Source organism: Isoptericola sp. NPDC060185 (assembly GCF_042728595.1).
Classification (GTDB): Bacteria; Actinomycetota; Actinomycetes; order Actinomycetales; family Cellulomonadaceae; genus Isoptericola.
Map to the genome: position 1 here is coordinate 61,413 of NZ_JBHWYY010000015.1, position 13,127 is coordinate 74,539.

Here is a 13,127-nt window from a genome sequence, read left to right on the forward strand (position 1 = left end):
GTAGCGGGTGCCACCGGGTGGGTGCTGGGGGCGTCCGTCCTGGTGGGTGGCGTGGGTGGCGTGGGTGGGGTCGGTGGTGCGGACCGTCAGGACGCGGCGGGGTCGTCGTGGGTGTCCTGGGCGAGGCGGGCGGCGTGGACACCGGCGACTGCGGCGGTGACGAAGGAGGCGGGGTCGCCGTCGAGGGTGCGGCCCATGGTGGACAGGCGGGCGGGGGAGCCGCGGAGGGCGTCGAGGAGGGCGGGGTCGGCGGGGACGTCGACGAGGTGGTGGCGCGCGGGGGTGCCGGTGAGGGTGGCGGCCTGCTCGCGCACCTGCGCGGTGAGCTCGGCGCCCCAGGCGGGCAGGGCCTCGAGTTCGGGGGTGGGGTCGGGGACGGGGACGTCGGCGGCCGCGAGTGCCACGCGGCCGTAGGCGGTGAGGCTGTGGTGGGAGATGCCGCGGTGCCGGTCGCGGGGGTCGGCGCCGGAGACGCGCAGGGAGGCGACGGGGCGGCCGCGGAGGGTGGCGGCGGCGTTGACGGCCTCGCCGGCGGCGACGCCGGAGAAGCCCCACCGGGTGCCGGTGCCGAGGTTGCCGGGTCCCTGGGTGACGACGACGAGGTCGGCGCCGGCGACGTGGCGGGCGGCGAGGAGTCCGGTGTGCACGGTGACGGCTTCGAGGTCGCCGCCGAAGGCCTGGCCGACGGTGACGGTGGTGGCGAGCCAGCCGACCTCGCGCAGGGTGGCGACGGTGCGGGAGAAGGCGGCGGGCAGGGCGCCGCCGTCGGTCATGACGTAGGCGATGCGAGGGTGGGGCCGTCCGGCGGTCTCGGCGGCGTGGCGGGCGCCGGCGACGACGGCGGGCAGGGCGGAGTGCAGGTCGGCGACGACGACGGGGAGGCCGGCGAGGTCGTCGGCGTCGCGGAGGGTGTCGTGGTGGGCGGACTCCTGCTCGTCGACGCCGAGCACCATGGCCTGCAGGGGGGTGTAGCGGGCCTTGACGAGGTGGCCGGGGCCGGGCGGGGGGTCGGCGGGCAGGGCGGCGGGGGTGCTGCCGGCGGGGCCGACGACGAGGGCGTACCCGCCGGTGCCGAGGCCGCGGGCGAGGGCGGAGACGTTGAGCAGGAGCCGGTCGCCGACGTCGGGGTCGCCGACGAGGGTGGTGTACGCGAGGCCGCGGACCTCGCCGGGGGCGGTGGTGAGGTCGCGGGCGGGCAGGGGGGTGTCGAGGCGCACGGTGACCTCGCGGGCGCCGGCCCAGGCGGTGCCGCGTGCGGTGACGGTGCCGGTGCGCCAGGTGACGTGCCCGGTCGGGGTGTCGCGGGGCGCGTGCTGCGGCGTGGCGGGCTGGGGCTGGTTCGGCGCTGTCGTCACCCGTGGAAGGCTACCGGCGACTACGTTGGTCCCGATGCCTGCGAACCCCGTGGACCCGGCCTCCGGCCCGCCTGCTGCCGCGCCTTCCGACCCCCCGCCGTCGTCGCGGGGCACCCCGCCCGCCGAGCGCCTCCTGAACCTCGTCATCGCCCTGGTGAACACGAGCGCGTCGATGACGAAGCAGCAGGTGCGCGCGGGGGTGGCGGGGTACGGCGACGCGCCGTCGACGGAGGCGTTCGAGCGGATGTTCGAGCGGGACAAGGACACGCTGCGCGCCCTCGGCATCCCGATCGTGACGGTGGACGCGGGCGGGCACAGCGACGAGGTCGGGTACCGGATCGACAACGACGCGTACGCGCTGGGCGCGGTGGACCTCACTCCGGCGGAGCTGGGCGTGGTGGCGCTTGCGGCGCAGCTGTGGTCGGACAAGACGCTGCGCACGGACATGTCGCGCGCGATGACGAAGCTGCGTGCGGCGGGCGCGGGGGAGGTTGCGGCGGACGCGGTGGCGGGCCTGGCGCCGCGGGTGCGGGCGGCGGGCGACGCGTACGTGCCGTTGCTGGAGGCGGTCTCGGAGCGTCGGGACGTGTCGTTCCGGTACCGGGCGGCGAGCACGGGGCAGGAGCTGACGCGGCACGTGGAGCCGTGGCGGATCGCGGCGCGGGGCAGCGGCTGGTACCTGGTGGGCTTCGACCGGGCGCGGGGCGCGGCGCGGGTGTTCCGCCTCTCGCGTATCGCCGGGCGGGTGCGGGTCGGGGGGCAGGCGGGCGCGTTCGACGTGCCCGACGAGGTCGACGTGGACGCGATGCTGGGGGAGCGGGTGGGCGTGCTGCAGCGCGCGCTGCTGGCGGTGGTGCCGGAGCGGGCGCAGGCGCTGCGGGCCCGGGCCCTGCCGGCCACCGCGGAGGGCGAGGCCGGCAGGCCGGGCCGGGCCGACGGGCGCGACGTCGTCGAGGTGGAGTTCCGGAGCCTGTCGGCGCTGGCGGACGAGGTGGCCGGGTACGGGCCCGCGGTGGTGGTGCTGGAGCCGGCGCAGCTGCGCGCGGACGTGCTGCGGCGTCTGGAGGCGGCGGCGACGCTCGACACGGACACCGAGGACGCCACGGACACCATGGAGGGGACGGATGGCTGAGCGGGCGGACGACCGGCTGGTGCGGCTGCTGGGGCTGGTCGCGTTCCTCGACGGCGCCGGCCCGGTGCGGGTGGAGGAGCTCGCGGACCGGTTCGGCGTGACGCCGCGGCAGGTGCGCGAGGACGTGGACGCCCTGTGGGTGTCGGGCACGCCCGGGTACATGCCGGACGACCTCATCGACTTCGACGCCTACTCGCTGGAGGACGGCGTCGTGTCCCTGACGCAGGCGCGCGGCATGACGCGCCCGCTGCGGCTGGGCACGCGGGAGGCCGTGGCGCTGGTGGCGGCGCTGCGGGCCATGCACGCCTCCCCGGCGGTGCAGGCGGACCGGGGGCGCGCCGCGGTGGTGGCGTCCGCGCTGGACAAGCTGACGGCCGCGACGGGCGAGGCGGCGGGCGCGGTGGACGTGCAGCTCGAGGGCGACGGCGACCCGCAGGTCGTGGCCGCGGTCACGACCGCGCTCGCCGAGGGCCGCCGTCTGCACCTGCGCTACGTGAACGCGGCGGACGTCACCACGGAGCGGGACGTCGACCCGCTGCGCCTGCTCACCCAGGACGGCGCGATGTACCTCCTGGGCTGGTGCCTGCGGGTCTCGGGGCGGCGCACCTTCCGCGTGGACCGGATCCTCGCGGCGGACGTGCTCGACGAGGCGGCCGCGGAGCACGACGTCGCGGTCGCGGGCGACCTGGGTGCGGACGTGTGGGCGTCGGTCGCGCACCGCGGCGCGCCCGTGGCGACCCTGACGCTCGCGTCGGCGGCCCGGTGGGTCGCGGAGGAGGTGCCCGCGGAGTCGGTGCGGGACCTTCCCGACGGGACCGTGGAGGTGCGGCTGCGGGTGACGAACCCGGCGTGGCTGCGCCGGCTGCTGCTCGCGAACGCGCCCGACGTCGTCGCGGTGGACCCGCCGGACGTCGCCCGCGACGTCGCGCAGGCCGCGCGCGGCGCGCTCGACGCGTACGCCGCCACGGGCACCGAAACGGGCATGGGTCCCGGCACCGCGACCGGGACCGTAGGCTGACCGCCATGTGGGGCTGGATCTGGGCCGGGCTGGTCGTGGGCGCGCTCGTCGGGGCGTTCTTCCTGGGCCGCCACCTGTGGCGCGCGGGCATGCGCGCGCTGCGCGAGGCGTCGCGGGCCGGGGAGGCTCTCGGGTCCGCCTCGGACCGGATCACGGCCGCGGTCGCCGAGGCCCAGGCGCACCGGGCCGACACGTCCCCCACGATGTTCGACGACCCCGTCGTGCTGCGCGAGCGTGTGGCCGACCAGCGCCGCCGGCGCGCCGAGCGGGCGGCGGTGCGCCGCACCCGCCAGGAGGACACTTGGCGCGGCTGGGGCACGCAGGCCTGGCTCGATCGCCGCACCGCGGAGAAGGCGTCCCGGGCCGGCGGACGCGCCGGTGGACGGACTGCCGCGCGACCCCGCCGGGCGGCGAACCTGTGACGCGCGACACCCAGCACTCCCAGGACCCATTAGGGTTGAACCCGACACACCCCGCCCACGGGCGGTCGAGAACGAGGAGCCACTCTCATGGGCATGCTCAAGCCCTGGCACATCATCGTGCTGGTCGTCGTGATCCTGCTGCTGTTCGGGGCGCGCCGGCTCCCTGACCTGGCGCGAAGCGTCGGGCAGTCGATGAAGATCTTCAAGTCCGAGGTCAAGGACCTCACGGACGACGGCAAGCTCAACGACTCGAACGAGCCGAAGACCGACCAGACGGCACAGGCGCCGTCGACCCCGGTCGCCGGCGGCACCACCACTCCGACGCAGGCGAACCCGGGCACGGGCGCCGGCCAGGAGCAGATCCCGGGTCTGGTCGACCCGAACCACCCGCGGGGGTAGTCGGTGCCCGGAGACACCCGGGACCCCGAGGGGCGCATGCCCCTGCGCGAGCACCTGCTGGAGCTGCGCAAGCGGCTCTTCCTCGCCGCCTGCGGGCTCGTCGTGGGTGCCGCGGCCGGATGGGTCCTGTACGAACCGCTGCTGTCCGCGCTGCAGTCGCCCCTGGCTGTCGCGGCGGAGGAGCAGGGCAAGACGATCGCGCTCAACTTCACGGGCATGGCGTCCGCGCTCGACATGAAGATCAAGGTCGCGCTGTTCCTGGGCGTGATCGTGTCGTGCCCGTGGTGGCTGTACCAGCTGTGGGCGTTCATCACCCCGGGGCTGACGCGCAAGGAGAAGGGGTACGCGTACGGGTTCCTCGGCGCGGCCGTCCCGCTGTTCCTCGGCGGCGCCGCCCTGGCCTGGTGGGTGCTGCCGCACGCCGTGGACATCCTCGCGGGCTTCGTGCCCGAGGGCGCGACCAACTTCACGGACGCGCAGGGGTACCTCAGCTTCGTCATGCGGCTGGTGCTGGCGTTCGGCATCGCGTTCGTGTCGCCCGTGTTCCTCGTCGGCCTGAACATGGCCGGCGTGCTGCGACACGAGACGCTCGCCAAGGGGTGGCGGTGGGCCGTGCTCGTCGCGTTCGTGTTCGCCGCGGTGATGACGCCGACGCCGGACGCGCTCACGATGATCTTCGTCGCCGCGCCGATCGTCGTGCTCTACTTCGGCGCCCTCGGGCTGTGCGTCCTGCACGACCGGCGCGTCGACAAGCAACGGGTCGCCCCCGCTGTCTGACGCGCGACGGACCGGCGCGGGCCCCCGCCGCCTCGGCGTCGTCGTCAACCCCACCGCCGGCAAGGGGCGCGCCGCGAACGCGGGCGTCGGCGTCCTCGCGGGGCTGCGGCGCGCCGGGCACGACGTCGTCGACCTGTCCGGCCCCGACGCGGACATGGCGCTCTCCCGCGCCCGCGCCGCCGTCGACGGCACCGGCAGCACGGGGGGCGTGGACGCGCTCGTCGTGGTCGGCGGCGACGGCATGGTGCACCTGGGGGTCCAGGCCGTCGCCGGCACGGGCGTGCCGCTGGGCATCGTCCCCGTCGGCACCGGCAACGACTTCGCCGCCACGCTGGGGCTGCCCGTGCGCCACCCCGCCGCCGCCGGGCAGGCCCTGTGCCGGGCCCTGGACGCCGGGCCCGCGGGCCGGCGCGCCCTCGACGCCGCGTTCGTCACCGGCCCGGGCGTGCCGCCGGGCGGGCGGTGGGTCGCGGGCGCCGTGTCCACGGGGCTCGACGCCGCCGTCAACGCGCGCGCCAACCTGCTGAGCCACCCCCGCGGCAGCGCCCGGTACACCGTGGCCGCGGCGCTCGAGCTGGTGCGGTACCGGCCCTGGTCGTACCGGTTGACGTTCGACGGCGTCGTCGACCACGGCACCGACGAGCGCGGGCCGGGGGACGCCCAGGGCTCCGGCGTGCGGGCCCGGCGCCACCGCCCACCGCCGGCCCGCGGGGCGCTGCGCCTGCGCCCGGGGCCCGCGGGCACGGCGACGTGGACCGGCCGCGCCGCGCTGGTCACCGCGGCCAACGGCCCCCAGATCGGCGGCGGGATCCGCGTCGCCCCCGGGGCGTCGCTCGAGGACGGCCTGCTCGACGTCGTCGTCGCCACCGACCTGTCCCGCCCCGGCGCCCTCGCCCTGTTCCCCAGCATGTTCACCGGCCGGCACGTGCACCACCACCAGGTGCACGTGGTGCGGGCGCGCGCCGTCACGGTCGAGCCCGGCCCCGACGCCTGGGTCGCCGGCGAACGGCCCCTGCCCGTGGCGCACGCCGACGGCGAGCCCCTGGGCCCCCTGCCGCTGCGCGTCGAGGCGCGCGCCCGGGCCGTCGAGGTGCTGGTCGCTCCCCGCTGAGCGCGGTCGCCGGTCAGGTGGCCGGGCGAAGGGGCGCTCGTGCCCGCCTGCGGCCGGGCGTCGCACCGTGGCGTCGGGTCCGGCGCCTAGGCTGGCGGCATGACCGCCCACCCCCGCCCCGACGCCGGCCAGGACGTCCTCAGCCCGGCCGAGCGGTACGCCGCCTCGCGGGCCCGCAGCGCGCGTGACCGTGCCGACGCCGAGGGCGAGCTGCGCCGCTTCCGCGAGGTCGTCGGCTTCGAGCTCGACCCGTTCCAGGTCGACGCGTGCGTCGCCCTCGAGGAGGGCCGCGGCGTGCTCGTGGCCGCCCCCACGGGCGCCGGCAAGACGGTGGTGGGGGAGTTCGCCGTCCACCTCGCGCTCGCCGGCGGCAGCAAGGCGTTCTACACGACGCCGATCAAGGCGCTGAGCAACCAGAAGTACACCGACCTCGTCGCGCGGCACGGGGCGGCGAACGTGGGCCTGCTCACCGGGGACACGTCGATCAACGCGGGCGCGCCCGTCGTGGTGATGACCACCGAGGTGCTGCGGAACATGCTGTACGCGGGGTCGTCCGCGCTGGACGGGCTGGCGTACGTCGTCATGGACGAGGTGCACTACCTCGCCGACCGGTTCCGCGGCCCTGTGTGGGAGGAGGTCATCATCCACCTGCCCGACCACGTGCAGCTGGTCTCCCTGTCGGCGACGGTGTCGAACGCGGAGGAGTTCGGCGACTGGCTCGCCACCGTGCGCGGCGACACGGCCGTGGTGGTCAGCGAGCGCCGTCCGGTGCCGCTGTGGCAGCACGTCGTGGTCTCCGCGCCGGAGCCGCGCGGCGTGCCGCGGCTGATGGACCTGTACGCGGGGCACGTGGACCCCACCGACCCGGGCACCAACCCGCCCATCAACCCGGACCTGCAGGCGATGTTCCGCACGTCGGCGCGGGCACAGGGCCCGCACGGGCGGCACGGGCACCGGGGGCGCGGCGACCGCGGCTACCGGGGCCGGGGCGGGAACCGGCCCGGCGCGGGCGGGCCGGTGGCGCACCGGCGCACGCCGCCGCGGTTCGCCGTCGTGGACTCGCTGGACGCGGACGCGCTGCTGCCCGCGATCTACTTCATCTTCTCGCGCGCGGGGTGCGACGGGGCGGTGCAGCAGTGCCTGCGCGCGGGCCTGCGGCTGACGAACGCGGAGGAGGAGGCGCAGATCCGTCGGGTGGTGGAGGAGCGTACCGCCACCATCCCGGCGGAGGACCTGGACGTGCTCGGGTACTTCGAGTGGGTGCAGGCGCTGTCGCGGGGCGTGGCGGCGCACCACGCGGGGATGCTGCCGGTGTTCAAGGAGACCGTGGAGGAGCTGTTCTCCCGGGGCCTGGTGAAGATCGTGTTCGCCACCGAGACCCTCGCGCTGGGGATCAACATGCCGGCCCGGTCGGTGGTGCTGGAGAAGCTGGTCAAGTGGGACGGCACGGCGCACCAGCCGGTGACGCCGGGGGAGTACACGCAGCTCACGGGCCGCGCGGGCCGCCGCGGGATCGACGTGGAGGGGCACGCAGTGGTCGTGGACCACACGGGCCTGGACCCGGTGGCCCTGGCGGGCCTGGCGTCCAAGCGGCTGTACCCGCTGCGCTCCAGCTTCCGCCCCACGTACAACATGGCGGTCAACCTGGTGGGGCAGGTGGGTCGCGAGCGGGCGCGCGACGTGCTGGAGACGAGCTTCGCGCAGTTCCAGGCCGACCGGGGCGTGGTGGGGCTCGCGAAGCAGGCGCAGGCGCACGCCGAGGCCATGGAGGGGTACGCGGAGGCCATGGCGTGCGACCGCGGCGACTTCGCGGAGTACATGGGGTTGCGGGTCGCGATCAAGGACCGGGAGAAGGAGCTGTCGCGGGCCGCGTCGGGCGCCCGGCGCGCGGACGCCGTGGAGTCGTTCGAGAAGCTGCGGCGCGGGGACGTCGTGGAGGTGCCGTCGGGGCGGCGTCGCGGGTACGTCGTCGTGCTGGACGCGGGCAAGGACGAGCGCAGCTTCGACGGGCCGCGGCCCACCGTCCTCACCCAGGAGCGGCAGGTCAAGAAGCTGACCCTCGCGGACGCGCCGGACGGCGTGGCGGTGGTGGCGACGGTGCGCATCCCGAAGTCGTTCAACGCCCGCCGCCCGGACCAGCGCCGCGACCTGGCATCCAGCATGCGCAACGCGCTGGGCGCGTTCGCGGGCGACGCGGGGTCCGGCCGGCACCCGGGCCGCAAGGGCGGGGCGTCGTCGGGCGGCCGGGCCGGGCGCCGCGGGGACGCGGCCTCGGACGCCGAGCTGCAGCGGCTGCGGGCCGCGCTGCGGGCGCACCCGTGCCACGGCTGCCCGGACCGTGACGAGCACGCCCGCTGGGCGGAGCGGTGGGAGCGGCTGCGGCGCGAGCACGAGCAGCTCGTGCACCGGGTCGAGGGGCGCACGGGGTCCATCGCGCGCACCTTCGACCGCACCTGCGACGTCCTGGCACGGCTCGGCTACCTGGCGACGCCGGCGGGCGGCGCGGGGTCCGACGGCGACGGCGCGCTGGGCGTCACCGAGGACGGGCGCTGGCTCGGGCGCCTGTACGCCGAGGACGACCTGCTGCTCGCGGAGTGCCTGCGGCGCGGCGTCTGGGACGAGCTCGACGCCCCGGGCCTGGCCGCGGCCGTGTCGACGGTCGTGTACTCCGGGCGCCGGGAGGAGGCGGCGGAGCCGTACGTGCCGGGCGGCCCGCACGGGCGGCTCGCGCAGGTGCTGGACGCCACGACCCGCATCTGGTCGGAGGTGACGGACCTGGAGGCCGCGCACCGGCTGGAGGCCACGGGGCCGCTGGACCTGGGCCTGGTCGCCCCGGTGCACCGGTGGGCGTCGGGCAAGAACCTCGACACGGTGCTGCGCGGCACGGACGTGGCCGCCGGCGACTTCGTGCGTTGGTGCAAGCAGGTCCTCGACGTCCTGGACCAGCTGGCGAAGGCGGCGCCGCGGCCGGCGCTGCGGACCACCGCCCGCAAGGCGCAGACGGCGGTGCTGCGCGGGGTGGTGGCCTACTCGAGCGTCTGAGCCGCCGGCCCGTCGCCCTCCCCGTCGCCCCCGTTCACCCTTCGTCACCTCGGTCCCGCGCCGAGGTGACGAAGTCGTGTCCGTCCGGCGGGGGTCGTGCGTGGGCCGGTGCCCTAGAGTGCAAGCCGTGACGTCCACTCTCTACCGCAACGGAGCCGTCCACACCCCCGCCGACCCGTTCGCGGAGGCGCTGCTCGTCGACGACGGCGTCGTGGCCTGGATCGGGGCGGAGGACACGGCCGTCGGGCTCGCGGCGCGCGCGGACCGCGTGATCGACCTCGACGGGGCGCTGGTGGCGCCCGGGTTCGTCGACGCGCACGTGCACCTGCTGGAGACAGGCTTGGCCGCCGAGTCCGTCGACCTCACCGCCGGGGCGGTGACGTCGCTCGCGACGGCGCTGGACGCGCTGGCGCGCGGGGCGCGCGAGCTGGACGCCGCCGACCCGGGCGGCCAGGAGGTGCTCCTCGCGTTCGGGTGGGACGAGCAGACCTGGCCCGAGCGGCGCGCCCCCTCCGCCGACGAGGTCGACGCCGCGTGCGGCGGCCGCCGCGTGTACGCCGCCCGCGTCGACGGGCACTCCGCCGTGGTGTCGGGGTCGTTCGCGCGGTCCGCGGGCCTCGACCGGCTGCCCGGCTGGGACCCGTCCGGCATGGTTACCTCCGACGCGCATCACACGGCCGCGGCCGTGGTGCGCCAGGTGTCGCCCGCCCGCCGCTCTCGGGCCTACCGGCGGGCCCTCGAGGACGCCGCGGCGCGCGGCATCGTCAGCGTGCACGAGATGAGCGAGCCCAACATGGACACCCGCGAGGGGCTGGCCGAGCTCGTCGCGCTCACCGCCGACCCGGCGGGCGCGCTGCCGCACGTCGTGGCCTACCGGGGCGAGCTGTGCGCCACGGCCGACGACGCGCGGCAGATGCTCGCGGAGCTGCCGTTCCTCACCGGCATCGCCGGCGACCTGTGCGCCGACGGGTCGATCGGCTCCCGCACGGCGGCGCTGCGCCACCCGTACGCGGACCTGCTCGCCGGCCCGGGGGCGGCCGAGGCCGACGGGCGCCTGTTCCTGCGCGGCGAGGAGATCGCCGCTCACCTGGCGGCCTGCTCGGCCGCGGGCACCCAGGGCGGCTTCCACGTCATCGGCGACCGGGCGATGGACGAGGTGGTGCGCGGCCTGGAGCTCGCGGCCGCCGAGCACGGCCCGGGCCTGCTGCGCTCCGGGCACCACCGCATCGAGCACGCGCTGTTCGTCGACGCGTCGGCGCTGGCCGCCCTCCTGCTGTACGGGGTGGCGCTGTCGGTGCAGCCCGCGTTCGACTCCGCGTGGGGCGGCAGCCACGGCATGTACGCCGCGCGCCTGGGCGTGGCCCGCGCGTCCACCCTGTCGCCGTTCGCGGACCTCGCCGGCGCGGGCGTCCCGCTTGCGTTCGGGTCGGACACCCCGGTCACCCCGCTGGACCCGTGGCAGGCGGTGCGCGCCACCCTCACGCACGAGGACGCCACGCAACGTATCTCCGCCCGCTCCGCGTTCCGGGCGCACACGCGCGGCGGGTGGCGGCTCGCCGGCCTCGACCACACGGGCGCGGGCGAGCTGCGCGTCGGCGCCCCCGCGCACCTGGCGGTGTGGCGGGCGGACGCCCTGTCCGTGCAGGCGCCGGAGGGCCGCCTGTCCGCATGGAACCCCGAGGCGCGCGCGGGCCAGCCCCTGCTGCCCGACCTGTCGCCCGGCGAGCCGGATCCCGTGTGCCTGCAGACGGTGCGCGACGGCGTCGTCCTGTACGACACCTTCGACTGACCCGGCGGCCCCGACCGACGGTTCCCACCGCCCGGGGCCGACCCGAGCCGCGCCCGAGGGGCGTCGGTTCTCACGTACCCTGCGGGGGTGTTGCACGTGAGCCCGACCCCGCTCGAGGGGCCCTCCGACAGCGGGTCCGACCCGGCACCGGACCGCGCCCCTGAGAGCGACCCGACGCACGATCAGCGGCGTGGCCCGGAGCGCGGCCAGGGGGGCGACGAGGCTCGTGCCCGGACCGGCGCGCCCACGCCGTCGGACCGGTGGGCGAGCCGTCCGGCGACGCTGCTGCTGGCCGTCGCGTCCGGCGTCGCGCTGTGGGCGTCGTTCCCCGACGTGGGGGCGTGGCCGCTGGCGTTCGTCGGGGTGGCGCTGCTGTTCGCCGCGCTGCGGCGCGACGGACGCCGCGCGGCGGGCTGGAACTTCCTCGTGGGCCTCGTGGCCGGGGCGACGTTCTGGCTGCCGCACATCTGGTGGGCCAACTTCGCCACGGACACGGTGCCGTGGATCGCGCTCGCGTCCCTCGAGGCGCTGTTCCTGGCGGGGTTCGGCGCGCTGTGGACGTGGGCGCGCCGCTGGGGCTGGGTGCGGCGGCACCCGCTCGCGCAGGGCCTGGTGTTCGCCGTGCTGTTCGTCGCGGTGGAGCAGTGGCGCTCGGAGATCCCGTTCGGCGGGTTCCCGTGGGGCCGGCTCGCCTGGACGGTGGCCGGCGCCCCCACCGGGCGCGCCGCGTGGCTGGGCGGCACGACGCTCGTGTCGCTCCTCGTCGCGGCCGCGGGCGTGCTGCTCGCGCTCGCCGTCGGCCGGGTGCTGCGCACGGACTGGCGCGACGCCGCGCAGCGGGCCCGCGGGTCCGCGAGCGCCGGGGCGATGGTCGTCGCGGCGGCGGCGCTGGTCCTCGGGCCGCTCCTGCTGCCGTTGGCGCACGACGCGGGCACCCGGGAGGTGACGGACGCGAACGAGCCGGGGCACCAGGGCACGGTCGTGGACGCCGGGACCGGGACGGCGCAGGCGGGCGTGCTGCGTGCGGGCGGGGTGCAGGGCAACGTGTCGGAGCCGGGGGAGGGCTCCTTCGCCAACCGGGCGGAGGTGCTGAACAACCACCTGGACGGCACGTACGCGATCGCGGACGAGCAGGCGGCGGGCGACTTCGGCGACGGCCCGACCGACGGCGTCGACGTGGTGCTGTGGCCGGAGAACGGCTCGGACCTGGACCCGCAGACGACACCCGAGGTGGGCGACGCGATCGACGCGGCGGCCCGGGCGGTGGACGCGCCGATCCTCGTGGGCGCGCAGGAGTACCCCGCCACGGGTGGCCGCTACAACGTGGCGCTGCTGTGGGAGCCGGGCCAGGGCGTGACGCAGCGGTACGCGAAGCAGCACCCGGCGCCGTTCGGGGAGTACATCCCGATCCGTTCCTTCGTGCGGTTGTTCAGCGCGCAGGTGGACCGGGTCACGACGGACATGATCCCGGGCACGGAGCCGGCGGTGGTCGACCTGCGGGTGGACGGCGCGGCGATCGGCCGCGGCTCGGGGCCGGCGACGGTGCCGATGGCGACGGTGATCTGCTTCGAGGTGGCGTACGACGAGATCGTGCGCGACGCCGTGCAGCGGGGTGCGCAGGTGCTGGTGGTGCCGACGAACAACGCGTCGTTCGGGTACACGGCGGAGTCGACGCAGCAGCTGGCGATGACGCGGATGCAGGCGATCACGACGGGCCGGGCGGCGGTGCAGGTCTCGACGGTGGGAGTGAGCGGCGTGGTGGCGCCGGACGGGACGCTGGTGGCGCGCACGCAGCTGTTCACGCCGGACCACTGGGTGGCCGACCTGCCGCTGCGCACGGAGCTGACGCCGGCGGTGCGGGCAGGCTACTGGCCGGGCTGGGCGGTCGGGGCCGCGGCCGTGGTGCTCGTCCTGGGCGGGATCGTGTCCGCGGTGCGGGCACGACGGCGCTGACGTCCCCGGTGAACCCGGTGACACGCGAGAAGGGCGGGGCCCCCCGGGGGGGGGCCCCCCCGCTGGGGGGGGAGGTGAGGCGCGGCGGGGCCGCGTGGCGGCGCGCCCCCCCGCGAGGGGCGCGGCGAG

The 13,127-nt window shown here is 76.8% G+C and carries 10 protein-coding genes; 9 read left to right on the top strand and 1 reads right to left on the bottom strand.

From position 1 onward, the window contains the following. Nucleotides 1-86: 86 nt before the first annotated feature. The gene (locus tag ACFWDO_RS08080; protein ID WP_380316349.1) at nt 87-1,355 is read right to left on the bottom strand and encodes a DUF3866 family protein; all 1,269 of its coding nucleotides are present in this window, start codon (nt 1,353-1,355) and stop codon (nt 87-89) included. Nucleotides 1,356-1,389: 34 nt separating this feature from the next. On the opposite strand from ACFWDO_RS08080, the gene ACFWDO_RS08085 reads away from it, so the two are divergent. The 9 genes from ACFWDO_RS08085 to lnt all read left to right on the top strand — a co-directional run bounded on the left by ACFWDO_RS08085 (nt 1,390) and on the right by lnt (nt 12,998). Beyond that, nucleotides 1,390-2,487 carry a helix-turn-helix transcriptional regulator gene (locus tag ACFWDO_RS08085; protein ID WP_380316352.1) on the top strand — a complete coding sequence of 366 codons (1,098 nt, stop codon included), beginning with the start codon at nt 1,390-1,392 and terminating at the stop codon, nt 2,485-2,487. Continuing rightward, nucleotides 2,480-3,505 (top strand): helix-turn-helix transcriptional regulator, encoded by a 1,026-nt coding sequence (locus ACFWDO_RS08090; protein ID WP_380316355.1) that lies wholly within the window; start codon nt 2,480-2,482, stop codon nt 3,503-3,505. The genes ACFWDO_RS08085 and ACFWDO_RS08090 overlap by 8 nt, the downstream gene beginning before the upstream one ends. Before the next feature lie 5 nt (nt 3,506-3,510). Beyond that, nucleotides 3,511-3,927 carry a hypothetical protein gene (locus tag ACFWDO_RS08095; RefSeq protein ID WP_380316358.1) on the top strand — a complete coding sequence of 139 codons (417 nt, stop codon included), beginning with the start codon at nt 3,511-3,513 and terminating at the stop codon, nt 3,925-3,927. 93 nt (nt 3,928-4,020) lie between these two features. Continuing rightward, nucleotides 4,021-4,326 carry a Sec-independent protein translocase subunit TatA gene (gene tatA / locus ACFWDO_RS08100; protein WP_380316361.1) on the top strand — a complete coding sequence of 102 codons (306 nt, stop codon included), beginning with the start codon at nt 4,021-4,023 and terminating at the stop codon, nt 4,324-4,326. 36 nt (nt 4,327-4,362) lie between these two features. Then, nucleotides 4,363-5,103 carry a twin-arginine translocase subunit TatC gene (tatC, locus tag ACFWDO_RS08105; RefSeq protein WP_380316379.1) on the top strand — a complete coding sequence of 247 codons (741 nt, stop codon included), beginning with the start codon at nt 4,363-4,365 and terminating at the stop codon, nt 5,101-5,103. Further along, a complete protein-coding gene (locus ACFWDO_RS08110; RefSeq protein ID WP_380316382.1) occupies nt 5,096-6,214 on the top strand; it encodes a diacylglycerol/lipid kinase family protein in 1,119 nt (372 codons plus the stop codon). Before tatC ends, ACFWDO_RS08110 begins: the two co-directional genes overlap by 8 nt. Before the next feature lie 99 nt (nt 6,215-6,313). Further along, nucleotides 6,314-9,256, top strand: a complete 2,943-nt coding sequence (locus ACFWDO_RS08115) for a DEAD/DEAH box helicase (RefSeq protein WP_380316364.1) — start codon at nt 6,314-6,316, stop codon at nt 9,254-9,256. Nucleotides 9,257-9,383: 127 nt separating this feature from the next. After that, nucleotides 9,384-11,045, top strand: a complete 1,662-nt coding sequence (locus ACFWDO_RS08120) for an amidohydrolase (protein WP_380316367.1) — start codon at nt 9,384-9,386, stop codon at nt 11,043-11,045. A 96-nt stretch (nt 11,046-11,141) separates the two neighbouring features. Further along, entirely contained in the window at nt 11,142-12,998 is a 1,857-nt protein-coding gene (lnt, locus tag ACFWDO_RS08125; RefSeq protein WP_380316370.1) for an apolipoprotein N-acyltransferase, read from the top strand. The last annotated feature ends 129 nt before the right edge of the window (nt 12,999-13,127 follow it).